This window comes from Nitrogeniibacter mangrovi (genome assembly GCF_010983895.1).
GTDB classification, from domain to species: Bacteria; Pseudomonadota; Gammaproteobacteria; order Burkholderiales; family Rhodocyclaceae; genus Nitrogeniibacter; species Nitrogeniibacter mangrovi.
Genome location: NZ_CP048836.1, coordinates 1870054 through 1895032, shown reverse-complemented (window position 1 = coordinate 1895032; position 24979 = coordinate 1870054). Strand labels below are relative to the sequence as shown.

The following is a 24979-nucleotide window of genomic DNA, read 5'->3' as shown; positions in this document are numbered from 1 at the left end:
GCTACTACATCTAGTAGGCAAAAATTGTTTGACAACACAACACAAATCGCCATCTATTTGTTTTCATTCGTTTTTATATTTTTTGCTTTTACCCTTTGTTGGCGCTATGCTTAGCGAAGTTCACCGATGTCACCAAACACGCACCGAGGGATGAGACACCACGATGACCAAGACCGCCCAGACACCGACGCAAGCTGCTGATGCCAGCACGCTGGAAGCCCAGGAAATTTCCGGCGAGGTTCTGATCGAAAAATATGCCAAGGGCGAAGAGAACAGCGTCGAGGCCGTGCGCCGTCGTGTCGCGCACGCCCTGGCCGCCGTCGAGCCGGACGACAAGCGCGCCCACTGGGAAGCCAAGTTCTACGAAGCCCAGGTCAACGGCTTCATCCCGGCCGGCCGTATCAACTCGGCCGCCGGCACCAAGCTGGCCGCCACGCTCATCAACTGCTTCGTGCAGCCGGTCGGTGATTCGGTCACCGAATCCATCGACGGTCGCCCGGGTATCTACACCGCCCTGGCCCAGGCCGCTGAAACCATGCGCCGCGGCGGCGGTGTCGGCTACGATTTTTCCAGCATTCGACCCAAAGGGGCGCTGGTCAAGGGCACCCAGTCCAACGCCTCCGGCCCGGTCTCCTACATGCGCGTGTTCGACCGCTCCTGCGAGACCGTCGAATCCGCCGGCGCCCGTCGTGGTGCCCAGATGGGCGTGCTGCGCTGCGATCATCCCGACATCGAGGAATTCATCCACGCCAAGGATGAGGGGGATCTGACCAACTTCAACATCTCGGTCGGCGTCACCGACGCATTCATGAAGGCCGTCGAATCCGACACCGAGGTGGAACTGGCCCACAAGTCGGAACCGACCGACGAGCTGAAGGCAGCCGGCTCCTACCAGCGCGATGACGGCCAGTGGGTGTACCGCAAGGTCCGCGCACGCGACCTGTGGGATCAGGTGATGAAATCCACCTACGACCACGCCGAGCCGGGCATCCTGTTCCTCGACCGCATCAATCGCGACAACAACCTGTATTACTGCGAGACCATCGAGGCCACCAACCCCTGCGCCGAGCAGCCCCTGCCGCCCTACGGCTGCTGCTGCCTGGGCTCGATCAACCTGACGCCGTTCGTGCGCGATCCGTTCGGCGACAAGGCCGCGTTCGACTACGAGGCCTTCGGCAAGGTCGTCGCGGTGTCCACCCGCATGCTCGACAACGTGCTCGAGGCCACCCACTGGCCGCTCCAACAACAGCACGAGGAAGCCCAGTCCAAGCGCCGCGTCGGCCTCGGCTTCACCGGCCTGGGCAATGCCCTGGCCATGCTCGGCCTGCGCTACGACACCAAACGCGCCCGTGACATCGCCACCAAGATCTCCGAATTCATGCGCGACCAGGCCTATCTCGCCTCCGTCGAGCTGGCCAAGGAGCGTGGCGCCTTCACCCTGTTCAACGCCGACATGTACCTGTCCGGCGGCAACTTCGCCTCGCGCCTGCCCGCCAAGGTGAAGGATGAGATCCGCAAGCACGGCATCCGCAACTCGCACCTGCTGTCGATCGCGCCCACCGGCACCATCTCGCTGGCCTTTGCCGACAATGCCTCCAACGGCATCGAGCCGCCCTTCTCCTACACCTACACCCGCCGCAAGCGCATGGGCGACGGCACCTTCAAGGAATACGCCGTCGAGGACTACGCCTGGCGCCTGTACCGTCACATGGGCGGCAATGTGGACAAGCTGCCCGAGTCCTTCGTGACCGCGCTGGAGATCTCCGCGCAGGCGCACAAGGACATGGTGGCCGCCGTCGCGCCCTACATCGACACCTCCATCTCCAAGACGGTGAACGTGCCGGCCGACTACCCGTACGCCGACTTCGAGGATCTGTACCTCACCGCCTGGAAAGCCGGCCTCAAGGGCCTGGCGACGTATCGTCCGAACTCCGTGCTCGGTTCGGTGCTGTCGGTCTCTTCCAGCAGCGAGAACAAGTCGCCGCAGGACGTGGAAATCACCGACGCCAACAAGCGCCTGTCGATCAAGAGCCTGCCCGCCCCGGTGCTCGCCTCCCTGCGCTGGCCCGGTCGCCCCGAGTGCCCGGACGGCAACGCTGCCTGGACCTACATGCTGTCCACCCCACAGGGCGAATTCGCGCTGTTCGTGGGCCACATGGAAAACAACGGCCAGGGCGCCTTCCCGTTCGAAGTCTGGGTCAACGGCGCCGATCAGCCGCGTGGCCTGGGCGCGGTCGCCAAGACCCTGTCCATGGACATGCGCGCCAACGACCGCGGCTGGCTCAAGCTCAAGCTCGAGACCCTCTCCCGCACCATCGGCGAGAAGTCCTTCGAAATGGCCATGCCGCCCCACGGCGAGCAGAAGCTGATGCCGGGCGCGGTGTCCGCCTTCGCCCAGGTAGTCAGCTATCGCTGCGACAAGCTCGGTGCGCTGGCGGTGGAAGGCCCGACCCCGGTGCTCGACTCCCTGTTCAGCCTGCAGGAGCCCAAGACCGGCACCGACGGCACCCTGTCGTGGACGGTGGATATCAACAACCCGGCCACCGGCGAAGATTTCGTGCTCGGCATCAAGGAGATCACCCTGCCCGACGGCGTCACCCGCCCCTACTCCATGTGGCTGTCGGGCAACTACCCGCGGGCCCTGGACGGCCTGGCCCGCATCCTGTCCCTCGACATGCGTGTCATGGACCCGGCCTGGATCGGCATGAAACTGCGCAAACTGGTGGACTATCCCGAGCCGCTGGGCGATTTCATGGCCTTCGTGCCGGGCTCGCGCAAGCAGCAGAACTACCCCTCCACCGTGGCCTATCTGGCCCAGCTGATCATCCACCGCTACGCGATGCTCGGCGTGCTGGACGAGAAAGGCTACCCGGTTCAGGAGATGGGCATTCTGGAAGCCCCGCGCGACGACAACGAGCCCAAGCTCATGCAGGGCTCCCTGTGCCCGGAGTGCGGCAACTACTCCATGATCCGCAAGGATGGCTGCGATTTCTGCACCGCCTGCGGTGCGGTCGGCACCTGCGGCTGATCGCGGCATACGCCCACAAGAAAGCCCGTGGCAAAAGCCACGGGCTTTTTCTTTTCCGGCAGCGGCGCGCCGGCCGCGACGCCTAGACGAGACGTCCCATTGCCATGAACAGCGCCGACAAGGTCTTTGCGTCGGTCAGCTCGCCCGAAGCCACCGCGGCCTGAATCTCGTCCCGGCTCAGGGACAGGATCTCGAGGAATTCTCCCTCGTCCCAGGCGTGCCCCACGTGGGTCAGATCGCGGGCGATGAACACCTCGATGCGCTCGTCGGAGTAGCCGATGCACGGATGCATCACGCCGACATGTTCCCAAACGGCCGCCTCGTAGCCGGTCTCCTCGCGCAGCTCCCGCCGCGCGCAGGCCTCGATGTCTTCGCCCGGATCGATCTTGCCGGCCGGGATCTCCAGAAACGCCCGGCGCAAGGGATAGCGAAACTGGCGCTCGAAGATCAGCCGGCCGTCCGGCAACTCGGCGATGATGGCCACCGCCCCGGGATGGGCGATGTATTCGCGCACGCCGTGCTTGCCGTCGGGCAGCCTCACGCGATCACGATGCACCTTGAGCAGCACCCCGTCATAGACCTGTTCGGTCTCCAGTTCGGTTTCGGTGAGAGCATCCTGATTGACCTTGAGCACGCGCACTGGCTCCTGTGTTGTATCCATGAACAAAAACGCCGTGGGACCTTTCGGTCACACGGCGTTCATTGTATCGGCCCGGGGTTACAGCGGCAGGCTCAGCACCAGGGCCTGTTGGCACATCTCGATCAGTTGCTGGGGCAGCAGACCGAGCACCGCGATGGCCAGGCAGTTGACCGACAGCAGCACACGCACGTCCGGCGCCGAGTGAATCGGCATGGTATCGACCGGTTCGTCGAAGTACATGACCTTGACCACCCGCAGATAGTAGAACGCGCCGATCAGCGACATCATCACCGCCACCACCGCCAGCCACACCATGTCGGCGGCGATCAGCGACTGCAGGATCGCCATCTTGGCGAAGAAACCGACGAAGAACGGGATGCCGGCCATCGAGAACATGACGATCAGCATCATCGCGGCGAACCAGGAACTGCGCTTGTTCAGACCCTTGAGATCGTCGATCTCCTCGGCTTCAAAACCGGCCCGGGAGAGCAGGATGATGACGCCGAAGGACGCCAGCGACATGATCACGTAGGAGATGGCGTAGAACATGGCGGCGCTGTAGGCCGGCAGGATCAGATCCTGATTGCCGTCGACGACGCCGGAGAGCAGGCCGAGCAGCACGAAACCCATGTGCGAGATACCCGAGTACGCGAGCATGCGCTTGAGGTTGCTCTGCGCGATGGCCGCCACGTTTCCGAGCACCAGCGAGGCAATCGCCATGATCATGAGCATGGTCTGCCAGTGTTCGGCCAGATCGAGCATGCCGCCGACGAGCAGGCGGATCGCCATCGCGAAGGCCGCCAGCTTGGGCGCGGTACCGATCATCAGCGTCACCGAGGTGGGCGCGCCGTGATAGACGTCGGGCACCCACATGTGGAAGGGCACGACACCGAACTTGAAGGCCAGGCCGGCGACGATGAACACCAGGCCGAAGGTCAGCACGGTCTTGCTCGACACGCCGTCGTAGGCCGCTGCCTGGTTGTAAATGGCCTGGCTGATGCCGCCGAGCGACAGGTTGCCGGTCGCGCCGTAGATCATCGACATGCCGTACAGCAGCATCCCCGAGGCCAGCGCGCCGAGCACGAAGTACTTCATCGCCGCTTCGGTGCTGCGCGCCGAGTCGCGGTCCAGCGCGACCATGGCGTAGAGCGACAGCGACAGCATTTCCAGACCGACGTACATCGGCAGGAAGTGGTTGGAGGACACCATCACCATCATGCCCAGCGCGGCGAACAGCGCGAGCAGATGATATTCCGGCTTGTCGAAGTTGCGATCGGCAGCGTAGCCACGGCCGTAGATGAGCGCCGTGATCACGGCGAAACAGATCAGCACCTTGAGCACGTCGCCGAACAGGTCATCCACGTACATGTCGCTGAACGTGGTGTGGACCTGACCGTCCATGGTGAAGATGGTGATCAGGGCCGCGACGATCAGCGTCAGCTGGGTCAGCACATAGCCGACATTGCGCGCCGTCTCGCGGGCAAACACCGTCAACAGCAGGATGACGAGCGACATCCCGGCCACGAACAGCTCGGTGGCGGCGGGGGCAAAATCGGGGACTACAAAGTTCATCGTCAGACCAATCCCATCATCGTATTCAGCGTGGCGCTCAGAGCTTGCTCGTCGCGACGTGTTGCAGCAGATCGTTGACCGAGGCGTGCATCACCTCGGTGACCGGCAGCGGATAGATACCCATGATCAGCGTGCAGGCCGCGAGGATGGCCAGGAAGGCGAACTCGCGCGTGTTGATATCTTGAAGCTTCGCGACATTATCGTTGGCCACGGCCCCGAAAACGACGCGTTTGTACATCCACAGGGTGTAGGCGGCACCGACGATCAGGGTCGTGGCGGCGACGAATGCCACCCAGAAGTTGTACTGCACCGACCCGAGCGCGACCATGAATTCGCCGACGAAACCGCTGGTGCCCGGCAAGCCGGCATTGGCCATGGCGAACAGCATGAAGAACGCGGCGAACTTGGGCATGGTGTTGACCACACCGCCGTAGTCGGCGATCTGGCGCGAGTGCATGCGATCGTAGAGCACGCCGATGCACAGGAACATGGCGCCGGACACGAAGCCGTGGGAGATCATCTGCACCAGGGCACCTTCGATACCCAGCGGGTTGAAGATGAAGAAGCCCAGGGTGACGAAGCCCATGTGCGCGATCGACGAATAGGCCACAAGCTTCTTCATGTCAGCCTGGACCAGCGCCACGAAGCCGATGTACACCACCGCGATCAGCGACAGCGTGATCATCATCGGCGCCATGGCGTGCGCGGCATCGGGGACGATCGGCAGGGTGAAACGCAGGAAACCGTAGGCCCCCAGCTTCAGCGCGATCGCCGCCAGCACCACGGAACCGCCGGTGGGCGCCTCCACGTGGGCATCGGGCAGCCAGGTGTGCACCGGCCACATGGGCACCTTCACCGCGAACGCCACCAGGAAGGCCCAGAAGATCATGGTCTGCGCCGTCATGCCGATGCGCAGATCGTGCCATTCGAGAATGTTGAAGCTGCCGCTCTGCATGAACAGGTACAGCAGCGAGACCAGCATCAGCAGGGAGCCGGCCAGCGTGTAGAGGAAGAACTTGAACGCGGCGTAGACCCGGTTCGGGCCGCCCCACACGCCGATCACCAGGTAGAGCGGAATCAGCGAGGCCTCGAAGAACACGTAGAACAGCACCCCGTCGAGCGCCGAGAAGATCCCGTTCATGAGGCCGGACATGATCAGGAAGGCGGCCATGTACTGGCTCACCTTGCTCTGGATCACTTCCCAACCGGCAATCACCACCATGATGGTGATGAAGCTGTTGAGCAGCACGAACAGCACCGACAGGCCGTCGACCCCGAGGTAGTAGTTCACGTTGAAGGCCGGAATCCAGCTGGCCAGCTCGACGAACTGCATCTGCGAGGTCGCCGTGTCGAAACCGGTATAGAGCGGAATCGTGACGAGGAACCCGACCACCGAAGTCAGCAGGGCCAGGGAGCGCGCCATGGGCGCGTTGCGATCGGAACCGGTGGCGAGCACCAGCAGGCCACCGATGATCGGCACCCAAATCGCGAGGCTGAGGAAAGGCATACCCGTCATCGCTACTATCCGTTCATGGCGCCCGTCAGGCGCGTTTGATTCTTGTTGAAATCCGTCACGACGCCGCTCATACCACGCTGAACCACAGCGACAGCAGGATGCACACGCCGATGATCATCGAGAAGGCGTACTGATAGATGTGACCGGACTGGAACAGTCGCGTTACCTGCGCGACCATCCCGACCGTCCTGGCCGTACCGTTGATGACAAGGCCGTCGATCAGACCCTGGTCCCCGCCCTTCCACAGGCCCTTGCCGATCAGGCGCGCGCCGGCGGCAAGAACGGCTTCGTTGAACTTGTCGAAGTAGTACTTGTTGTCCATCAGCACGTAAAGCGGCTTGAAGATCCGCATCAACGCAGCCGGAATCGAAGGCATGAGCATGTAGAACACGAAGGCCAGTGCCACCGCGCTCATGGCCAGCCAGAAGGGCATGGTCGTGAAGCCGTGCAGCGCCATTGCCACCGAACCATGGAACTCACGGCCGAGCTCTTCCATGCCGGGATGCGCCTCGCTGATGTGGATCGCATGCTCGAACCACTCGCCGAACAGCATCGGCTTGATGGCGAAGAAGCCGATCAGCACCGACGGGATGGCGAGCATGATCAGGGGCACGGTCACCACCCACGGACTCTCGTGCGGCTTCTCACCCGGGGCCAGCCCGTGATGATGGTCGTCGGACGGTTCCTCGTCTTCATGGTCACCGTGATGATCGTGATGTTCCTGACCGAAACGCTCCTTGCCGTGGAATACCAGGAAATACATCCGGAAGGAGTAGAAGGCGGTGACGAACACACCGGCAACGACGCAGAAATAAGCGTAACCGGCCCCAGGGATATGGGACAGCTGCACCGCCTCGATGATCGAGTCCTTGGAGTAGAAACCGGACAGGAACGGGAAGCCGATCAGCGCCAGCGAACCGATCAGGGAGGTGATCCAGGTGATCGGCATGTATTTCCACAGGCCACCCATGTTGCGCATGTCCTGGTCGTGGTGCATGCCGATGATGACCGACCCGGCGCCGAGGAACAGCAGCGCCTTGAAGAACGCGTGGGTCATCAGGTGGAACACGGCGGCCGAGTAGGCGGACACGCCCAGCGCCACGGTCATGTAGCCGAGCTGGGAGAGCGTCGAATAGGCCACCACGCGTTTGATGTCGTTCTGGATGATGCCCAGAAAACCCATGAACAGTGCCGTTGTCGCGCCGATGACGAGCACGAAGGACAGTGCGGTCTCCGACAGCTCGAACAGCGGCGACATGCGGGCCACCATGAAGATGCCGGCGGTCACCATGGTCGCGGCGTGGATCAGCGCGGAGATCGGCGTCGGGCCTTCCATGGAGTCGGGCAGCCACACGTGCAGCGGCACCTGCGCGGACTTACCCATGGCCCCGATGAACAGGCAGATGCAGATCACGGTGATCAGCAGCCAGGGCGCCCCCGGGAACAGCTCGATGGTCTTGCCGGCGAGCATGTCGGCCTGGGAAAACACCTCGGCGTAGTTGAGGCTGCCGGTGTAGGCGGCGATCAGCCCGATGCCGAGCAGGAAGCCGAAGTCGCCCACGCGGTTGACCAGAAAGGCCTTCATGTTGGCGAAGATGGCCGTCGGGCGGGTGTACCAGAAGCCGATCAGCAGGTAGGACACCAGGCCCACCGCTTCCCAACCGAAGAACAGCTGCAGGAAGTTGTTCGACATCACCAGCATGAGCATGGAGAAGGTGAACAGCGAGATATAGCTGAAGAAGCGCTGGTAACCCGGATCTTCATGCATGTAGCCGATGGTGTAGATGTGCACCATGAGCGACACGAAGGTGACGACCAGCATCATCATCACCGTCAGCTGGTCGATCAGGAAACCGACCTCGAAGGTCAAGTTGCCGCTGGTGGCCCAGGTGTAGACCGTTCCGTTGAAGGTGTTGCCCGCACGCACATCCTGAAAGATCAGGAACGACGCCACGAAGGCGATCGCCACCCCGAGGATGGTGACGATGTGCGCGCCGGTCCGCCCGATGGCCTTGCCGAACAGCCCGGCCACGATCGAACCGACCAGCGGTGCGAGTGGTACGACCAGATAGAGACTCTGCATTTCCGACATCGAGACGCTTCCTTAACCCTTGAGGCTATCCAGATCATCCACGTGGATGGTGCGCAGATTGCGGAACAGCACCACCAGGATCGCGAGGCCGATGGCTGCCTCGGCAGCGGCCACGGTGAGGATGAAGAACACGAAAATCTGACCGGCCAGATCCCCCAGGTAATGGGAGAACGCCACGAAGTTCATATTGACCGACAGCAGCATCAGCTCGATCGCCATGAGCAGCACGATGAGATTCTTCCGGTTCAGGAAGATGCCCACCACGCTGATCGCGAACAGCACCGCGCTCAGAATGAGAAAGTGGGAAAGCGAAAGCATCGAATGACTCCCTAAGCGTCCGGTCGCTTCGTTATTCTTTTTCCGCCGACATGGCGAGCACTTCGACCCGGTCGGCGCGTTTGACGGCGATCTGGTCGGACGGATTGACGTACTTGGTCCCCTTGCGCTTGCGCAGGGTCAGCGCCACCGCGGCGATCATCGCCACCAGCAGCACCAGCGAAGCCAGTTCGAACGGATAGACATAGTCCGTGTAGAGGATTCGGCCCAGGGCACGGGTATTGCTGTATCCGGCGCCGGCCATCGGCGGCTCGGGCATGTTGTCGAGCCCGAAATACGGCCCGCTGAGCACCAGCACCATCTCGGCGAGCATCACCGCGCCGACCACGGCACCCACCGGCAGGTAGCCCCAGAAGCCTTCACGCAAGCGGTCCACGTTGATGTCGAGCATCATCACCACGAACAGGAACAGCACCATGACCGCGCCGACGTAGACCATCACCAGCATGATGGCGAGAAACTCCGCCTGGAGAATCAGCCAGATCCCGCCCGCGTTGAAGAACGCGAGGACGAGGAACAGTGCTGCATGCACCGGGTTCCTGGCAGTGATGACGCGCAGTGCGGCGAACACCATGACCGCGGCCAGCACGTAGAAAACGACAGTTTTGAATTCCATGTTCGGGTGTCTCCGGGAGCGCCCCGCTCCCTGTATGCCTTACCTGAATTTCGCCTCGACTTCACGATCCTTGGCGATCTGCGCCTCGTAGCGATCGCCGACGGCCAGCAGCATCTGTTTCGTGTAGTACAGGTCGCCGCGCTGTTCGCCGTGATACTCGAACACGCGGGTTTCGACGATCGCATCCACCGGACAGGCTTCCTCGCAGAACCCGCAGAAGATGCACTTGGTCAGGTCGATGTCGTAACGGGTCGTCCGGCGCGAGCCATCGTCGCGCTGATCGGATTCGATGGTGATGGCCATCGCCGGGCAGATCGCTTCGCACAGCTTGCAGGCGATGCAGCGCTCCTCACCGTTGGGATACCGGCGCAGCGCGTGCAGGCCCCGAAAACGCGGGCTTTGCGGCGTCTTCTCTTCCGGGAACTGGACCGTGATCTTGCGGGCGAACAGGTGACGCCCGGTCACCGCCATGCCCTTGATCAGTTCCTTCAGGAGAAGGCTGCCGAGAAAATCTTTTGCTCCCATCTCGAGCCTCTTAATTCCAGATCGACAGCGGGGACATGATCCACACTGCGACGACAAAAACCCAGGCCAGCGTCACCGGGATGAACACCTTCCACCCCAGCCGCATGATGTGGTCGTAGCGGAAACGCGGGAACGTAGCGCGCGCCCACAGGAAGATGAAAATGATCAGCGACGACTTCAGGAACAGCCACAGGAAGCCGTCGGGCAGGAACCCGACCGGCGACAGCCAGCCCCCGAGGAACAGCACCGAGGTCAGGATCGACACCAGCCACATGTTGGCGTACTCGGCCAGGAAAAAGAGCGCGAAGCTCATGCCCGAGTATTCGATCATGTGCCCGGCCACGATCTCCGATTCACCCTCGATGACGTCGAACGGCGCGCGGCCGGTCTCGGCAATGCCGGAGATGATGTAGACCACGAACATCGGCAACAGCGGCAACCAGTTCCAGCTCAGGAATCCGAGCCCCATGTCCGCGAAATGCCCGGTGCCTTGCGCACGCACGATGTCCGACAGGTTCAGCGACGAGGAGATCATGAGCACGCACACCAGAGCGAAGCCCATCGACACCTCGTAGGACACCATCTGTGCCGCGGCGCGCAGACTGCCGAGGAAGGGGTACTTCGAGTTGGAGGCCCAGCCGGCGATGATCACGCCGTACACCTCGAGCGAGGTGATGGCCAGCAGGAACAGCAATCCGGCATCCACGTCCGCGAGCACGCCACCGTCCCAGAACGGCACCACCGCCCAAGCGGCCAGCGACGGCGCGATCGCCAGGATCGGACCGACGAGGAACAGGCCCTTGCTACTCGAGGACGGCAGCAGGATTTCCTTGAGCAGCAGCTTCACGCCGTCGGCGATCGGCTGCAGCAGACCCCACGGGCCCACCCGGTTAGGGCCGATACGCACCTGCATCCAGCCGATGACCTTGCGCTCGGCGAACGTCAGGTAAGCCACGCAGATCATGAGCGGCGCGATGATGGCGACGATTTTGGCCAGCGTCCACACCAGCGGCCAGGTCGGGCCGAAAGCCGTCGAGATCGGTTCGAGAATGGACTCCATCACACGCGCTCCACCGTCACCACACCCACCGGCGCACCCAGCGCCGCCGTCGATTCATGCGCCGTGGCCACACGGACGCAGCCTTCCGCCACGGTCTCGTCGACCTGCGCCGTCAGGCGGGCCTGCCCGGTCACGGACTGGACGACCACGCCATCACCCTCCTTGACGCCGAGGCTCTCAAGCGTTGCCGCTGCGGCCCGCAGGGTCGGCGCCTTGGCGTCCGCACTCTTTTGCAGCGCATCGGCACGACGGACCAGCGCGTCGCCCGCGTAGATCGGCACTTCGGCGATACGCTCAAGCCCCGGCGTGACGGTGGCTGCACTGAACGGCAATCCCGAAATGTCGTTGCCGAGTCGATCCGACACGCTGCCATCGACGCCGATCGCTTCGCGACGCACCGCCTCGCTATCGTTGTGAGCGAAGCCCTCGAGATCGAGCAGGTTGCCGAGCACGCGCAGCACCTTCCAGGCCGGCCGGGTATCCCCGAGCGGCTTGCACACTGCCACGAAGCTCTGTACGCGACCTTCAGTATTCACGAAGGAACCCGAGGTCTCGGTAAAGGGCGACACCGGCAGCATCACATGGCTGATGGCCCGCAGCTCCGGCGTATCGAACGAGGTCATCGCCACCACGAAGTCGGCGGACTGGATGGCCTGCGTCGCGCCGGCGCCCTGCGCACAGTCCAGCGAGGGCTCGATGCCGAGCAAGACATAAGCTTTGAGCGGCGAGGCGATCATCTGCGCAGCGTTCTTGCCGCCCTGCCCCGGAAGCGCATTGACCACATGTGCGCCGACGCTGTTGGCGGCGGCGCCGATCACCCCGAAGCGGGCTCCGGTCAGCGCGGCGATTTCCTGGGCCAGGCGCTGCAAGGCAGCCGCCTGCGGATGCTGCACGGCGTAGTTGCCCAGCCAGATGGCGCACTTCTGACCCGACGCGAGCAGCTCCGCCACGGCTTTGGCTTCGTCGCTGACTTGCGCGGGCATCAGGCCGGTGACTTCACCGGACACCGCTTTGCCTGCCGCATCGGCCAGCGCCTTGAGCACACCGGCCAGCGTCTCGACCATCTCGGACGGTTTGGGCTGGATGCGCGCCGCGACCGGCAGCAACCAGTCATCCGCGGTCGGATGAATGCTCATCACCTTGAGGCCCCGTTTGGCACCCTGGCGCACGCGCTGCGCGAGCAGCGGATGATCCTTGCGCAGGAAGCTGCCGACGACCAGCAGGCGGTTCAGTTCGCCGACATCGGCGACCGGCATCCCGAGCCACGGAGCGCCGGCACGATGGGCATCGGCGGAAAAATCGGTCTGGCGCAGGCGCGAGTCGATGTTCTCGCTGCCCTGGGCACGCATGAGCTTCTGCAGCAGGAACAGTTCCTCCAGCGTCGAAGCCGGAGAAGCCAGCGCACCGATCTGGTCCGCACCTGCCGCCGTCGCAATCCCCTTGAGCTTGCTGGCCACGAACTCGAGCGCGGCCTGCCAGTCGGTTTCGCGCCATTCATCGCCCTGACGGATCATCGGGCGCTTCAGACGCGATGCGCTGTTCAAGCCTTCATAGGAGAAGCGGTCACGATCGGACAGCCAGCACTCGTTGATCTCTTCGTTCTCGAACGGAAGGACGCGTTTGACCTCGTCGTGCTTGACCTGAACGATCAGGTTGCTGCCCAGCGAATCGTGCGGGCTGACCGACTTGCGCCGCGACAGCTCCCACGTCCGTGCCGCAAAGCGGAACGGCTTGGAGGTCAGCGCGCCGACCGGGCACAGGTCGATGATGTTGCCCGACAGCTCGGAATCCACCGTCTTTTCGATGAACGGCATGATCTCGGCGTGTTCGCCGCGGAAAGCCTGACCGAGCTCCATTTCACCGGCGATCTCCTGCGTGAAGCGCACACAGCGCGTGCAGTTGATGCAGCGGGTCATGTCGGTGGAGACCAGCGGGCCGAGGTTCTTGTTGAACACGACGCGCTTCTCTTCCTGATAGCGCGAGCCGCTCGCCCCGTAGCCGACCGCCAGATCCTGCAGCTGGCACTCGCCGCCCTGATCGCAGATCGGGCAATCCAGCGGGTGATTGATGAGCAGGAACTCCATCACCCCTTTCTGCGCCTTCACCGCCATGTCGGACTTGGTGAACACCTTCATGCCGGCGGTGACCGGCGTCGCACAGGCCGGCAGCGGCTTGGGTGCCTTCTCCACCTGGACCAGGCACATGCGGCAGTTGGCGGCAATGGACAGCTTCTTGTGGTAGCAGAAGTGAGGAATGTAGGCCCCCACCTTGGTGGCCGCATCCATCACGGTGCTGCCGTCTTCGACCTCAATCAGCTTGCCGTCGATCTCGATTTCTAGCATGACGGACCTACGTAGATGTTGCTGCCTGCGTACTGGACGTCTTCCGGCACGAGACACTTCTTGTGTTCGATGTGGTACGCGAATTCGTCACCGAAGTGCTTGACGAAACTCTGCACCGGCATGGAGGCGGCGTCGCCGAGTGCGCAGATGGTGCGGCCCATGATGTTGGTGGTGACGCTGTTGAGCAGGTCCAGATCTTCCGGACGCCCCTGGCCGTGCTCGATGCGGTGCACCACGCGGTACAGCCAGCCGGTGCCCTCGCGGCACGGCGTGCACTGTCCGCAGGACTCCTCGAAGTAGAAGTACGAGAGTCGTTCGAGCGCCTTGACCATGCAGGTGGTCTCGTCCATGACGATCACCGCGCCGGAGCCGAGCATCGATCCCGCTTTGGAGATCGAGTCGTAGTCCATGGTGCAGTCCATCATGATGTCGGCCGGCACCACCGGGGCGGACGATCCGCCCGGAATCACACCCTTGAGCTTGCGACCGCCACGCATGCCGCCGGCCATCTCCAGCAGTTCCGAGAACGGCGTGCCCAGTTCGATCTCGTAGTTGCCCGGCTTGTTCACATGGCCCGAGATGGAAAACAGCTTGGTCCCACCGTTGTTCGGCTTGCCGTAATTGAGGAAGGTCTCGCCGCCGTCCTTCATGATGAAGGGCACGGAGGCGAAGGTTTCCGTGTTGTTGATGGTCGTCGGCTTGCCGTACAGACCATAGCTGGCGGGGAACGGCGGCTTGAAGCGCGGCTGCCCCTTCTTGCCCTCGATGGACTCGAGCAGCGCCGTCTCCTCACCGCAGATGTAGGCGCCATAGCCGTGGTGCGCGAACAAATCGAAGCTGAAATCGGAACCGAGAATGTTCTGTCCCAGCAAGCCGGCCTCGCGGGCCTCGGCCAGCGCCTCCTCGAAGCGTTCGTAGACCTCGAAGATTTCGCCGTGAATGTAGTTGTAGCCGCGCGAACACCCCATGGCATAGGCCGCGATGGTCATGCCCTCGATCACGGTGTGCGGGTTGTAGCGCAGGATGTCGCGGTCCTTGAAGGTCCCCGGTTCGCCTTCGTCCGAGTTGCAGGCCAGATACTTGTCGCCCGGGAAGGAGTTCGGCATGAAGCTCCACTTCAGGCCGGTCGGGAAGCCGGCACCGCCACGCCCGCGCAGCACCGAGGCCTTTACCTCCGCGATGATGTCGGCCGGCGGAGTCTTCTCGGCGATGATCTTCCGCAGCGCTTCATAACCACCGCGCTTGATGTAATCCTGCAGCCGCCACGTACGGTCGCCGTCGACTCCGGCGAGAATGAGGTTTCTTGCGCTCATTTTTCAGCCAGCTCCGCCAGCATCTGGTCGATCTTGTCGGTCGTCATCCAGCTGCACATCTTGTGGTTGTTGAGAAGCAGCACCGGGGCATCGCCACAGGCCCCCATGCATTCGCCCTCCTTGAGGGTGAACTTGCCATCCGGGGTGGTCTCGTTGAAATCGATCCCCAGCTTCTGCTTCACGTAGTCCGCGGCATGGACGCCCCCGGACAGCGCACAGGGCAGGTTCGTGCACACGGTGATCTTGTGCCTGCCGACCGGCTCCAGGTCGTACATGTTGTAGAAGCTCGCCACCTCGTAGGCCGCAATGGCGGGCATCTCCAGGTAGTCGGCCACGAAGGCAATGGTCTCCTTCGCCAGCCAGCCCTTTTCCTGCTGGGCAATACGCAAGGCCCCCATCACCGCGGACTGCTTCTGGTCCGCAGGATACTTGGCGACCTCCTGGTCGATCTTGTTCAACGATTCCTGGCTCAGCATCTTATTGGCCACACCCGTTTGATTCGTTCATTCCGTTTATGTCAGCGATCGATCTCGCCGAACACGACGTCCATCGTGCCGATGATGGCGACCACGTCGGCGATCAGATGGCCACGCGCAATCTCGTCCATTGCCGCGAGGTGCGCAAAACCCGGCGCACGCAGCTTCAGGCGATACGGCTTGTTGGCCCCGTCGGAGACCGCGTACACGCCGAACTCGCCCTTGGGATGCTCGACTGCGGCATACACCTCGCCCGCGGGCACATGCATTCCCTCGGTGAATAGCTTGAAGTGGTGGATCAGCTCTTCCATGTTGGCTTTCATGGATTCGCGCGGCGGCGGCGCCACCTTGTAGTTGCTGGTGATGACCGGTCCCGGATTCTTACGCAGCCAATCGATGCACTGTTTGATGATGCGGTTCGACTGGCGCATCTCTTCCATGCGCACGAGATAACGGTCGTAGCAATCACCGGTCTTGCCGATCGGCACATCGAATTCCATGCGGTCGTAGACTTCGTAGGGCTGCTTCTTGCGCAGATCCCATGCCACGCCGGAACCGCGCAGCATCGCACCGGTGAAGCCCCAGGCCTTGGCCTGCTCGGGTGTCACTACGCCGATCCCGACGGTCCGCTGCTTCCAGATCCGGTTGTCGGTCAGCAGCGTCTCGTAGTCGTCGCAGTACTTGGGGAAGCGGTTGGTGAAGTCCTCGAGGAAATCGAGAAGCGAGCCCTGGCGATTCTCGTTCAGCTCCTGGACGGTCTTCGCATTCTTCCACTTCGACACTTCGTACTGCGGCATCCGGTCCGGCAGATCGCGATAGACGCCACCCGGCCGGTAGTAGGCCGCATGCATGCGCGCCCCCGAGACCGCCTCGTAGGCGTCCATCAGATCTTCCCGCTCGCGGAAGGTGTAGAGCACCATGGTCATGGCGCCGATATCCAGCGCATGGGTGCCGATGTTGAGCAGGTGATTGAGGATCCGGGTGATCTCGTCGAACATGACCCGGATGTACTGGGCCCGCTCGGGCACCTCGACACCGAGCAGCCGCTCGATCGCCATGCAGTAGGCATGCTCGTTGCACATCATCGACACGTAGTCGAGACGGTCCATGTACGGCACCGACTGCACCCAGGTACGGGTCTCGGCGAGCTTCTCGGTCCCCCGGTGGAGCAGACCGATGTGCGGATCGGCCCGCTCGACAACCTCGCCGTCAAGTTCGAGCACCAGGCGCAGCACCCCGTGAGCAGACGGATGCTGCGGGCCGAAGTTGATGGTGTAGTTCTTGATTTCAGCCATGGCCGACATCTCCGTAGTTCTCTTCGCGCACCACGCGCGGCGCGTTCTCGCGCGGCTCGATGGTGACCGGCTGATAGATGACGCGACCCTGCTCGGGGTCGTAGCGCATCTCGACATAACCGGAGACGGGGAAGTCCTTGCGGAACGGATGGCCGACAAAACCGTAGTCGGTCAGGATGCGGCGCAGGTCCGGGTGATTCGAGAACATGATCCCGTACATATCGAAGACTTCGCGCTCGAACCAGTTGGCACTGGGCCACACGTCGCACAGCGAATCGAGCACCGGAAAGCTATCGTCGGGCGCGAACGCGCGCAGTCGAACGCGCCAGTTGTGGGTCAGCGACAACAGATGGGTCGACGCCGCGAAGCGCTCCTTCTCCCACACGCCATTGGCCCAGGCCGAGTAATCGAGGCCGGACACGTCGATGAGTTGCTCGAAGGAAAATTCGGGACGGTCACGCAACTCGATCGCCACATCGTGATAGTCGGCAGCCGAGACCACCATCGTCACTTCGTTACGATCATCGACCACCGAAATAGCCCGTTCGCCGAAACATTCGCTCAGCAGCGCCGCCAGCCGTTCTGATTTTGCACTCATATCGTCACCCCCGGTCAGCGCGCGATCGTGTTGGTGCGGCGAATCTTGCGCTGCAACTGGATGATCCCGTAGAGCAGCGCCTCGGCGGTCGGCGGACAGCCCGGCACATACACATCCACGGGCACCACGCGATCACAACCGCGCACAACCGAGTAGGAGTAGTGATAGTAGCCCCCGCCATTGGCACAGGAGCCCATCGAGATCACCCAGCGCGGCTCGGTCATCTGGTCGTACACCTTGCGCAGCGCCGGCGCCATCTTGTTGCACAGCGTGCCGGCCACGATCATCACGTCGGACTGACGCGGACTGGGACGGAACACCACGCCGAAGCGATCCAGATCGTAGCGCGAACACCCAGCGTGAATCATCTCCACGGCACAACAGGCCAGCCCGAACGTCATCGGCCACATGGAACCAGTGCGCGTCCAGTTGATCACCGTATCCAGTGACGTGGTGACAAAACCTTCCTTGAAGACACCTTCGATACTCATGTCACCCCTTACCGCAATTCAGATTCACAAAGCTGCGCCACAACGCTCACTCCCACTCCAGCGCGCCCTTCTTCCAGACCCAGATGTAACCGACCAGCAAAATGCCGAGAAACACGAACATCTCGAAGAAACCGAACAGCCGAATGGCCTCGTTACCCGCAATTTCGCGCAGGATCGTTGCCCAGGGAAAAAGGAAGGCAATCTCGAGATCGAAGAGAATGAAGAGAATGGCGAGGAGGTAATAGCGAACGTCGAATTTCATCCGTGCGTCTTCGAATGGCTCGAAACCGCATTCGTACGGCGAAACCTTTTCGCTATCGGGTCGATAGGGCGCCACCAGGCGCCCAAGCACGATCGGTGCGACGCCGAACGCAAGACCCACCAGGATGAAGACAAGCACGGGAAAGTAATTTTCAAGCATTGATATGCCCGTTGTGTAACCTGGGTTTTACTGCGTGGAAACGCCCGCGGGCGCGGGCGTTCTGAATTCTGGTGCCGACGGTGAGACTCGAACTCACACGGCCGTTAGGCCACTGCCCCCTCAAGACAGCGTGTCTACCAATTCCACCACGTCGGCTAGTGCTTTGTTACAGCGACGCGAATTATACGCTTTCTGACGCGCTGCGCAAACTCTTTTGCACCTTATTTGGGAATGGCGTTGAGCTTCGAATCACCCTCGCCGGAAGCCCCCTTCGCCGGCGCGGGAGCCGCATCCACGGGCGCCGGAGCGGCACGCTCCATCACGTTGGAAGGGGCCGAAACCGCCCGGCTTCCAAGGTAGCTCAGACTCAGGCTGGTAATGAAGAACACCGTGGCGAGCGCCGCCGTCGTGCGGCTCAGGAAGTTGGCCGAACCGGACGCGCCAAAAAGACTGCCCGACGCGCCGCTGCCGAAGGCAGCACCGGCGTCGGCACCTTTACCGTGCTGCAACAAAACCAGGCCGATCACGCCCACACCGACCAGCACGTGCACCGTCAGCACGATTGAAAAAAGATAACCACCCATGCTCAAAGACTTCCTGTGAGAAATATTCCAAAAAAATCAAATCGCGGCCTGGCAAATGGCCAGAAAATCATCCGCCTTCAAAGACGCACCGCCAATCAGGCCGCCGTCGATATTCTCGCCATCAAACAGATCTGCGGCCGTCTCCGGCTTGACGCTTCCGCCATACAGCAGGCGAATGCCGTCGGCCGAGCTGCCGGCGACCTCGCGCAGCGCCGCGCGCATGGCGCCATGCACTTCGGCGGCCTGCGCCACCGACGCGGACAGCCCCGTCCCGATCGCCCATACGGGCTCGTAGGCGACGACCAGCGCCTGCAGTGCTTCACTGCCGAGAGCCAGCACCGGTGCAAGCTGGGCCGAAATCACATCCAGGGTGCGCCCCTGTTCGCGCTCTTCGAGTTGCTCGCCGACGCACACGATCGGAACGAGCCCCCCACGAAGCGCCTGCGCCGCCTTGGCGGCCACACGTTCGCTGGATTCCTGGTGGCGCGCCCGTCGCTCCGAGTGACCGACGATCACGTAGCGGCAGCCGAACTCGGCCAGCATGCCGACACTGACTTCACCGGTGAAGGCGCCATCGTCGCAGTCGCTCACATCCTGTGCGCCAACCGCCAGCGCCGTGCCGTTGACGAGGCCGGAGACCATCTCCAGATAGGGAAACGGCACGCACAGCGCCGCATCCACACCGGACGGGATTCCCTCGGCGATGTCACGCACCAGCGCACCTGCCATCTGGCGCCGCCCGTGCATCTTCCAGTTCCCGACAACGAGTTTGTTCTGTCCGCTCATAGGGCCGCACATGAAAAATCGGTCGATTTTAACCCTGTGCGACGATGCCGGCAAACACGCTCCGCTCGATGCGCGGAAAACCGCGATCGGTTCAGGCCACGTCTCCGACCGCGGCACGCACCACGTCCGCCAGATGGTTGGCATGGCGCTCGACGTCGTCCAGCGCCTGGCCCTCGACCATGACGCGCAGCAGCGGCTCGGTGCCGGACGGGCGCAACAGCACCCGCCCGCGCTCGCCGAGCGCGGTTTCCACCTCCCGGCAGGCCTCGGCGATGCCCCGGTCCGCGCGCCAGTCGAAGCTGCGCGGCATGCGCACGTTGATCAGCCGTTGCGGGTAGAAGGTCAGGTCGGCACAGGCCTCGGCCAGGGTCACCCCGCGGCGGCGCACCGCCGCCAGCACCTGCAGCGCAGAGACGATGCCGTCGCCGGTGGTGTGCCAGTCCAGACAGATGATGTGGCCCGAGTTCTCGCCACCAATCTTCCATCCACGTTCGTGCATTGTTTCAAGGACATAGCGATCGCCCACCTTGGCACGGGCAAACGGAACACCCAGCCGCGTCACCGCGTGCTCGAAACCGAGATTGCTCATCAGCGTACCGACGACGCCGTCCAGTCGGCCGTTGTCGTTCATGGCCGTGGCGATGACGTACAGGAGCTTATCCCCGTCATACACCTCACCTTCCGCGTCGACCATGATCAGGCGGTCACCATCGCCATCCAGGGCAACGCCGATGTCCGCCTGCTCGGCCAGCACCGAGGCACGCAGGTGTTCGGGGCGGGTCGCCCCGACGCCCTCGTTGATGTTCAAACCGTTCGGCGCGGTACCCACCGTCACCACCTCGGCGCCCAGTTCATGGAACACCGACGGCGCAATGTGGTAGGCCGCCCCGTGGGCGCAGTCGACCACGATCTTCATGCCGCGCAGGTCGAGCTCGTTGGGAAAGCTGCTCTTGCAGAACTCGATGTAGCGGCCGGCCGCATCCTCGATCCGGCGCGCCTTGCCGACACGGTCGGGCGCCGCGCACCCCATCGGTTCGTCCAGGTGGCGCTCGATCTCCAGCTCGACCGCGTCGGGCAGTTTGGTGCCCTGGGCGGAGAAGAACTTGATGCCGTTATCGTAGAAGGGATTGTGGGAGGCGGAGATCACGACACCCGCCTGAAGGCGCAGCGCACGCGTCAGATAGGCCACGGCCGGCGTGGGCACCGGCCCCGCCAGCATCACGTCAACACCAGCGGCGGCGAAACCGGCCTCCAGGGCCGCTTCGAGCATGTAGCCCGAGATCCGCGTGTCCTTGCCAATCAGCACCGCCGGGCGCTCGCCGGCCGGCAGGCTCTCACGCGCCACCAGAGTCACCCCGGCCGCGTAGCCGAGACGCATCACGAAATCCGGCGTAATCGGCGCCTCGCCCACCTTGCCACGCACCCCATCGGTGCCGAAGTATTTTCTGCTCATCGCAAATCTCTTGATCAAAATCTTGGTCGGAACGGACAGGACGCGATTATCCCGGCATCCAGCATCATCCGTTGTGTGACGGCGCACACTGTCAGCGACTTGATAGCGCTGCGAGCGTGGCCAGCGCGTCTCGCGTCTCGGCCACGTCGTGCACCCGCACCCAGCTCGCACCGGCCTGGACGGCCAGCGCCGCGGCCACCGCGCTGGCGACCACGCGCTCGTCCACCGATCGGCCGGTGATCGCGCCGAGCATGGACTTGCGCGACACGCCCACCAGCACCGGGTAACGCGCAGCGAACTGCGGCAGCGCGCGAAACAGCGCGACATTGTGCGCCAGGGTCTTGCCGAAGCCGAAACCCGGATCAAGCAGGATGCGCTCCGGCGCCACCCCCGCCGCCTCGACCGCCGCCACCCGACGCATGAGCGCGGCCTTCACCTCGTCCACCACGTCGGCATAGCTCGGCTCGTGCTGCATGGTGCGCGGCTCGCCCTGCATGTGCATCAGACACACGCCCACATCGGCATCGGCCACCGCCGCCACCGCGCCATCGGCGCGCAGCGCATTGATATCGTTGATCAGCGACGCCCCGGCCCGGATCGCCTCGCGCATCACCGCGGGCTTGAGGGTATCGACGGACACCGCCACCGGGCCGTCGGCGAGCGCCTCGACCACCGGGATGACCCGCTCCAGCTCCTCCTGCTCGGAGACCGGCTCGGCGCCAGGCCGCGTGGACTCGCCCCCGATGTCGAGCATGTGCGCCCCCGCCGCGACGGCCGCCTCGGCGCGGCGGCGCACCGCGTCGCGGGCCTTGAGCAGGCCATCACCGGAGAACGAATCCGGCGTCACGTTGATGATCGCCATGATCCTGGGCGTCGCGTTGTCGAACACGAAGCGAGCGCAGCGCAGCGTCGGGATCATGTCGCCCCCTCGTCCGCCGCATCGTCCAATGCCGCCTGGGCCGCGCGCGCCGCCTCCGCGGCCAGCATCTGCTCCCGCGACTGCGGCGTCTCGAGTGAAATCGCCCCCAGCACGCCACTGCGATAGTCGCCCAGCAGGATCAAGGCCGCCTTTTCCATGTCGAGCACCCCGCCCTTGCCCAGACAGCCCCGTTTGCGACCGACAGCCTCGACCAGCGCCACGCCGTCGAGTCCGGCCGGATCGAGCCGGTAGCGGGTCGCGAGCAGTTGCGGGTAACGCGCCAGCAGAATGTCGCCCAACGCAAACGCCACCGCCTCCTCAGACACCGCATTGACGCCCACCGCATGGCTGGCCGCGAGCATGAACCCATCCAGTTCATGCTCGATCTTCGGCCACAACAGGCCCGGCGTGTCGGTCAGCGTCATGGTCGGGCTGATGTCGAGCCGCTGCTGGCTCTTGGTCACCGCCGGCTCGTCGCCGACCTTGGCCACCTTGCGCTTGAGCAAGGCATTCATGAGCGTGGACTTGCCCACGTTGGGGATACCCATGATCATCATCCGCAGGGGCTTGGTGCCGTCATTGCGATGCGGCGCCAGTTGCTGGCACAGCTTGGGGATCCGGGCCACGTCACCGGGCTTGCGGCAGCAGTTGGGCACGGCCTTGATGCCCGGCCGGGCGTTGAAATGATCGAGCCAGGCCCGCGTGGCCTCCGGATCGGCCAGATCGGATTTGTTGAGCACCTTCAGACACGGGCGCTGACGCTGACGGCGCAGCTCGTCGATCATCGGATTGCTGCTGGCTGCCGGCAGACGAGCGTCGACCACCTCGATGACCACATCGATGTTCGCCATGGTCTCCGCAGCCTTGCGCCGCGCCGAGTTCATGTGTCCGGGAAACCACTGGATCGTCATGCACACCCTTTACGCTGAATCTGGCGAGCGATTATCCCATCTTGGCTTCCGCTTGCGGGAATGTGACAACGACATGACGCCAAAAAAGCGGTAGACAGCGGAGTAAAAACGTGTATCTTGGCGATGCAGCGATATCAAGCTTTGTCCAGTTGGTCTCTCTTCGCGGTGTCTGGTTCGACCGCCCTCGTTGAAAATCCCCTGTTTCGATTCTTGATTTCCCTGCAGGTGGGCATCAGCCCAGTATTTTGTTTTTGAATGGAACACCGTAAATGAGCACTCAAACTGGCACCGTGAAATGGTTCAATGATTCCAAAGGCTTCGGCTTCATCACCCCGGACGAAGGTGGTGACGACCTGTTCGCCCATTTCAGCGAAATCCAGGGCAAGGGCTTCCGCTCGCTGGCTGAAAACCAGCGCGTCGAGTTTGAAGTCCGGACCGGCCCGAAAGGCCTGCAGGCAGCGGCGATCCGCCCCCTGTAATCTTTCCGGGACTTTCCGGAAAAAACGCGGCTTCGGCCGCGTTTTTTTGTTCACCCCCCGCAGCTCGCCTTTCACCGGGCACTTCCGCGCCGGACCTTCGGACACGGCCGGACACGCCAGGCACGCGCTTTACGCGGTGCACAAAACAGGCCACCATACGCTACCGAACGGTCCGATTCGGCCGTTCTGCCGATTGACCGGCGCCCCGAAGCGCCGGCATCCGAACATGCCGCGCATGACGGCATGCCTGTACCTCCCCCGGAGAACACTCATGCTGTACGACATCCACGAAATGAAAAAGGCCATGATGGCGCCGATCGGGCTCATGGCCGCCTCGAGCCGCAGTCTGTTTGCCAATCCGTTCAGCCCCCTGTCGTATGCACCCGGCAGTGAGCGCATCGCCGCCGGCTCCGAGCTACTGGCGCGCGCGGTCCGCACCTACGACAAACCCGCATGGGGCATCGAGTCGGTCACGGTGAACGGCGTCGACCACGCGCTTGCGGAGAACACGGCCTTCGAGACCCCGTTCTGCAAACTGGTGCGCCTGCGCCGCGACGGCCTTCCCGAGGACGCGCAACGGGTGCTGCTGGTGGCGCCCATGTCGGGCCACCATGCCACCTTGCTGCGCGACACCGCGCGCAAGCTGGTGGAGGACTTCGAGGTCTTCGTGACCGACTGGATCGATCCCCGGCTGGTCTCCATGGCCCATGGCACCTTCCACTTCGACGACTATGTCACCCATGTGCAGGAGTTCATCCGTCACCTGGGTCATGGCGTCCATGTAGTGGCGGTGTGCCAGCCGACGGTGCCGGTGCTGGCGGCCATCGCCCTCATGGCCGCCGCCGGGGAGCCGGACAGGCCGGCCACCATGGTGCTCATGGGCGGGCCGATCGACACCCGCGTCAGCCCCACCTCGGTCAACGCGTTCGCCAAGTCGCACAGCCTGCGCTGGTTCGAGACCCGCCTCATCACCCGGGTACCGACCAAGTACCCGGGCTTCATGCGCCGCGTCTATCCTGGCTTCCTGCAGCATTCCGGCTTCGTGGCCATGAATCCGGACCGCCACCTGAAGGCCCATGTGGACTTCTACAACCACCTCATCGAGGGCGACGACGACTCGGCCGACGCGCACCGGCGTTTCTACGACGAGTACAACGCGGTCATGGACCTGGACGCCGCCTTCTACCTGGAGACGCTGGACAACGTGTTCCTGCACCACAAGCTGCCCGAGGGCGAGCTGCGCGTGCATGGCGAGCGCGTCGATCCGGGGGCCATCACCGCAACCGCCTTGATGAGCATCGAAGGCGAACTCGATGACATCTGCGCTCCGGGCCAGACCGAGGCCGTCCACGAGCTGTGCCGCAACATCCCCGCCGCGCAGCACCACAACCTGCTGGTGCCCAGGGTCGGCCACTACGGCATCTTCAGCGGGCGCCGCTGGCGCGAGCAGATCTACCCGCAACTGCGTGACTTCCTCGAGGCTCACCGGGCCGACGGATGATCCGGTGATTGCCGCGGGCGGGCGC

The 24979-nt window shown here is 63.3% G+C and carries 23 protein-coding genes and 1 tRNA gene; 3 read left to right on the top strand and 21 right to left on the bottom strand.

The window, feature by feature from the left end; translation table 11 throughout:
* The first annotated feature begins 163 nt into the window (after nt 1–163).
* Nucleotides 164–3028 carry an adenosylcobalamin-dependent ribonucleoside-diphosphate reductase gene (locus G3580_RS08665; RefSeq protein ID WP_173764874.1) on the top strand — a complete coding sequence of 955 codons (2865 nt, stop codon included), beginning with the start codon at nt 164–166 and terminating at the stop codon, nt 3026–3028.
* An 82-nt stretch (nt 3029–3110) separates the two neighbouring features.
* Here the strand turns inward: G3580_RS08665 and G3580_RS08660 are convergent, their stop codons facing one another.
* The 21 genes from G3580_RS08660 to ylqF form a co-directional block, all read right to left on the bottom strand.
* On the bottom strand, nt 3111–3689 hold the full coding sequence (locus tag G3580_RS08660; RefSeq protein WP_173764873.1) for an NUDIX domain-containing protein: 579 nt from the start codon (nt 3687–3689) through the stop codon (nt 3111–3113).
* 57 nt (nt 3690–3746) lie between these two features.
* A complete protein-coding gene (nuoN, locus tag G3580_RS08655) occupies nt 3747–5240 on the bottom strand; it encodes an NADH-quinone oxidoreductase subunit NuoN (protein ID WP_173764872.1) in 1494 nt (497 codons plus the stop codon).
* A gap of 37 nt (nt 5241–5277) precedes the next feature.
* Entirely contained in the window at nt 5278–6756 is a 1479-nt protein-coding gene (locus G3580_RS08650) for an NADH-quinone oxidoreductase subunit M (protein ID WP_173764871.1), read from the bottom strand.
* A 67-nt stretch (nt 6757–6823) separates the two neighbouring features.
* Nucleotides 6824–8848: an NADH-quinone oxidoreductase subunit L gene (gene nuoL, locus G3580_RS08645; RefSeq protein ID WP_173764870.1), complete on the bottom strand. Its 2025-nt coding sequence runs from the start codon at nt 8846–8848 to the stop codon at nt 6824–6826.
* Nucleotides 8849–8860: 12 nt separating this feature from the next.
* Nucleotides 8861–9166, bottom strand: coding sequence for an NADH-quinone oxidoreductase subunit NuoK (gene nuoK, locus G3580_RS08640; protein ID WP_173764869.1), 306 nt, complete (start codon nt 9164–9166; stop codon nt 8861–8863).
* A gap of 31 nt (nt 9167–9197) precedes the next feature.
* On the bottom strand, nt 9198–9800 hold the full coding sequence (locus G3580_RS08635) for an NADH-quinone oxidoreductase subunit J (RefSeq protein ID WP_173764868.1): 603 nt from the start codon (nt 9798–9800) through the stop codon (nt 9198–9200).
* 39 nt (nt 9801–9839) lie between these two features.
* Nucleotides 9840–10325, bottom strand: a complete 486-nt coding sequence (nuoI, locus tag G3580_RS08630) for an NADH-quinone oxidoreductase subunit NuoI (RefSeq protein WP_173764867.1) — start codon at nt 10323–10325, stop codon at nt 9840–9842.
* 10 nt (nt 10326–10335) lie between these two features.
* Nucleotides 10336–11385 carry an NADH-quinone oxidoreductase subunit NuoH gene (nuoH, locus tag G3580_RS08625; protein WP_173764866.1) on the bottom strand — a complete coding sequence of 350 codons (1050 nt, stop codon included), beginning with the start codon at nt 11383–11385 and terminating at the stop codon, nt 10336–10338.
* On the bottom strand, nt 11385–13727 hold the full coding sequence (gene nuoG / locus G3580_RS08620; protein WP_173764865.1) for an NADH-quinone oxidoreductase subunit NuoG: 2343 nt from the start codon (nt 13725–13727) through the stop codon (nt 11385–11387). The genes nuoH and nuoG overlap by 1 nt, the downstream gene beginning before the upstream one ends.
* The gene (gene nuoF, locus G3580_RS08615; protein ID WP_173764864.1) at nt 13721–15040 is read right to left on the bottom strand and encodes an NADH-quinone oxidoreductase subunit NuoF; all 1320 of its coding nucleotides are present in this window, start codon (nt 15038–15040) and stop codon (nt 13721–13723) included. The genes nuoG and nuoF overlap by 7 nt, the downstream gene beginning before the upstream one ends.
* The gene (gene nuoE, locus G3580_RS08610) at nt 15037–15516 is read right to left on the bottom strand and encodes an NADH-quinone oxidoreductase subunit NuoE (RefSeq protein ID WP_173764863.1); all 480 of its coding nucleotides are present in this window, start codon (nt 15514–15516) and stop codon (nt 15037–15039) included. The genes nuoF and nuoE overlap by 4 nt, the downstream gene beginning before the upstream one ends.
* Nucleotides 15517–15557: 41 nt before the next feature.
* On the bottom strand, nt 15558–16811 hold the full coding sequence (locus tag G3580_RS08605; RefSeq protein ID WP_267313329.1) for an NADH-quinone oxidoreductase subunit D: 1254 nt from the start codon (nt 16809–16811) through the stop codon (nt 15558–15560).
* A complete protein-coding gene (locus tag G3580_RS08600; protein ID WP_173764861.1) occupies nt 16804–17409 on the bottom strand; it encodes an NADH-quinone oxidoreductase subunit C in 606 nt (201 codons plus the stop codon). Before G3580_RS08600 ends, G3580_RS08605 begins: the two co-directional genes overlap by 8 nt.
* Before the next feature lie 14 nt (nt 17410–17423).
* On the bottom strand, nt 17424–17900 hold the full coding sequence (locus G3580_RS08595) for a NuoB/complex I 20 kDa subunit family protein (RefSeq protein WP_173764860.1): 477 nt from the start codon (nt 17898–17900) through the stop codon (nt 17424–17426).
* Nucleotides 17901–17946: 46 nt separating this feature from the next.
* The gene (locus G3580_RS08590; protein ID WP_173764859.1) at nt 17947–18321 is read right to left on the bottom strand and encodes an NADH-quinone oxidoreductase subunit A; all 375 of its coding nucleotides are present in this window, start codon (nt 18319–18321) and stop codon (nt 17947–17949) included.
* A 69-nt stretch (nt 18322–18390) separates the two neighbouring features.
* A tRNA-Leu gene (locus G3580_RS08585) sits at nt 18391–18477 on the bottom strand.
* Between the two features lie 65 nt (nt 18478–18542).
* Complete coding sequence (gene secG / locus G3580_RS08580) at nt 18543–18905, bottom strand: preprotein translocase subunit SecG (protein ID WP_173764858.1); 363 nt, start codon at nt 18903–18905, stop codon at nt 18543–18545.
* Nucleotides 18906–18941: 36 nt separating this feature from the next.
* On the bottom strand, nt 18942–19691 hold the full coding sequence (gene tpiA, locus G3580_RS08575; protein WP_173764857.1) for a triose-phosphate isomerase: 750 nt from the start codon (nt 19689–19691) through the stop codon (nt 18942–18944).
* Nucleotides 19692–19782: 91 nt separating this feature from the next.
* The gene (gene glmM, locus G3580_RS08570; protein WP_173764856.1) at nt 19783–21144 is read right to left on the bottom strand and encodes a phosphoglucosamine mutase; all 1362 of its coding nucleotides are present in this window, start codon (nt 21142–21144) and stop codon (nt 19783–19785) included.
* 91 nt (nt 21145–21235) lie between these two features.
* Nucleotides 21236–22060: a dihydropteroate synthase gene (gene folP, locus G3580_RS08565; RefSeq protein WP_173768706.1), complete on the bottom strand. Its 825-nt coding sequence runs from the start codon at nt 22058–22060 to the stop codon at nt 21236–21238.
* Nucleotides 22060–22974, bottom strand: coding sequence for a ribosome biogenesis GTPase YlqF (gene ylqF, locus G3580_RS08560; protein ID WP_173764855.1), 915 nt, complete (start codon nt 22972–22974; stop codon nt 22060–22062). Before ylqF ends, folP begins: the two co-directional genes overlap by 1 nt.
* A gap of 269 nt (nt 22975–23243) precedes the next feature.
* Here ylqF and G3580_RS08555 point away from each other — a divergent pair, with 269 nt between their 5' ends.
* Together G3580_RS08555 and G3580_RS08550 are read left to right on the top strand one after the other, a co-directional pair.
* Nucleotides 23244–23453 (top strand): cold-shock protein, encoded by a 210-nt coding sequence (locus G3580_RS08555; RefSeq protein WP_173764854.1) that lies wholly within the window; start codon nt 23244–23246, stop codon nt 23451–23453.
* Nucleotides 23454–23724: 271 nt separating this feature from the next.
* Complete coding sequence (locus tag G3580_RS08550; protein WP_173764853.1) at nt 23725–24954, top strand: polyhydroxyalkanoate depolymerase; 1230 nt, start codon at nt 23725–23727, stop codon at nt 24952–24954.
* Nucleotides 24955–24979 lie beyond the last annotated feature (25 nt).

Bases quoted from the DNA above. Each gene is read 5' to 3' on its own strand.
- G3580_RS08600 (WP_173764861.1), bottom strand. From the start codon at position 17,409: ATGAGTGCAAAATCAGAACGGCTGGCGGCGCTGCTGAGCGAATGTTTC.
- G3580_RS08665 (WP_173764874.1), top strand. From the start codon at position 164: ATGACCAAGACCGCCCAGACACCGACGCAAGCTGCTGATGCCAGCACG.
- nuoK (WP_173764869.1), bottom strand. From the start codon at position 9,166: ATGCTTTCGCTTTCCCACTTTCTCATTCTGAGCGCGGTGCTGTTCGCG.
- nuoI (WP_173764867.1), bottom strand. From the start codon at position 10,325: ATGGGAGCAAAAGATTTTCTCGGCAGCCTTCTCCTGAAGGAACTGATC.
- G3580_RS08660 (WP_173764873.1), bottom strand. From the start codon at position 3,689: ATGGATACAACACAGGAGCCAGTGCGCGTGCTCAAGGTCAATCAGGAT.
- secG (WP_173764858.1), bottom strand. From the start codon at position 18,905: ATGGGTGGTTATCTTTTTTCAATCGTGCTGACGGTGCACGTGCTGGTC.
- tpiA (WP_173764857.1), bottom strand. From the start codon at position 19,691: ATGAGCGGACAGAACAAACTCGTTGTCGGGAACTGGAAGATGCACGGG.
- G3580_RS08590 (WP_173764859.1), bottom strand. From the start codon at position 18,321: ATGCTTGAAAATTACTTTCCCGTGCTTGTCTTCATCCTGGTGGGTCTT.
- G3580_RS08595 (WP_173764860.1), bottom strand. From the start codon at position 17,900: ATGAGTATCGAAGGTGTCTTCAAGGAAGGTTTTGTCACCACGTCACTG.
- G3580_RS08555 (WP_173764854.1), top strand. From the start codon at position 23,244: ATGAGCACTCAAACTGGCACCGTGAAATGGTTCAATGATTCCAAAGGC.
- glmM (WP_173764856.1), bottom strand. From the start codon at position 21,144: ATGAGCAGAAAATACTTCGGCACCGATGGGGTGCGTGGCAAGGTGGGC.
- nuoF (WP_173764864.1), bottom strand. From the start codon at position 15,040: ATGAGCGCAAGAAACCTCATTCTCGCCGGAGTCGACGGCGACCGTACG.
- G3580_RS08605 (WP_267313329.1), bottom strand. From the start codon at position 16,811: ATGGCTGAAATCAAGAACTACACCATCAACTTCGGCCCGCAGCATCCG.
- nuoE (WP_173764863.1), bottom strand. From the start codon at position 15,516: ATGCTGAGCCAGGAATCGTTGAACAAGATCGACCAGGAGGTCGCCAAG.
- G3580_RS08635 (WP_173764868.1), bottom strand. From the start codon at position 9,800: ATGGAATTCAAAACTGTCGTTTTCTACGTGCTGGCCGCGGTCATGGTG.
- nuoG (WP_173764865.1), bottom strand. From the start codon at position 13,727: ATGCTAGAAATCGAGATCGACGGCAAGCTGATTGAGGTCGAAGACGGC.
- ylqF (WP_173764855.1), bottom strand. From the start codon at position 22,974: ATGACGATCCAGTGGTTTCCCGGACACATGAACTCGGCGCGGCGCAAG.
- nuoN (WP_173764872.1), bottom strand. From the start codon at position 5,240: ATGAACTTTGTAGTCCCCGATTTTGCCCCCGCCGCCACCGAGCTGTTC.
- G3580_RS08550 (WP_173764853.1), top strand. From the start codon at position 23,725: ATGCTGTACGACATCCACGAAATGAAAAAGGCCATGATGGCGCCGATC.
- nuoL (WP_173764870.1), bottom strand. From the start codon at position 8,848: ATGTCGGAAATGCAGAGTCTCTATCTGGTCGTACCACTCGCACCGCTG.
- G3580_RS08650 (WP_173764871.1), bottom strand. From the start codon at position 6,756: ATGACGGGTATGCCTTTCCTCAGCCTCGCGATTTGGGTGCCGATCATC.
- nuoH (WP_173764866.1), bottom strand. From the start codon at position 11,385: ATGGAGTCCATTCTCGAACCGATCTCGACGGCTTTCGGCCCGACCTGG.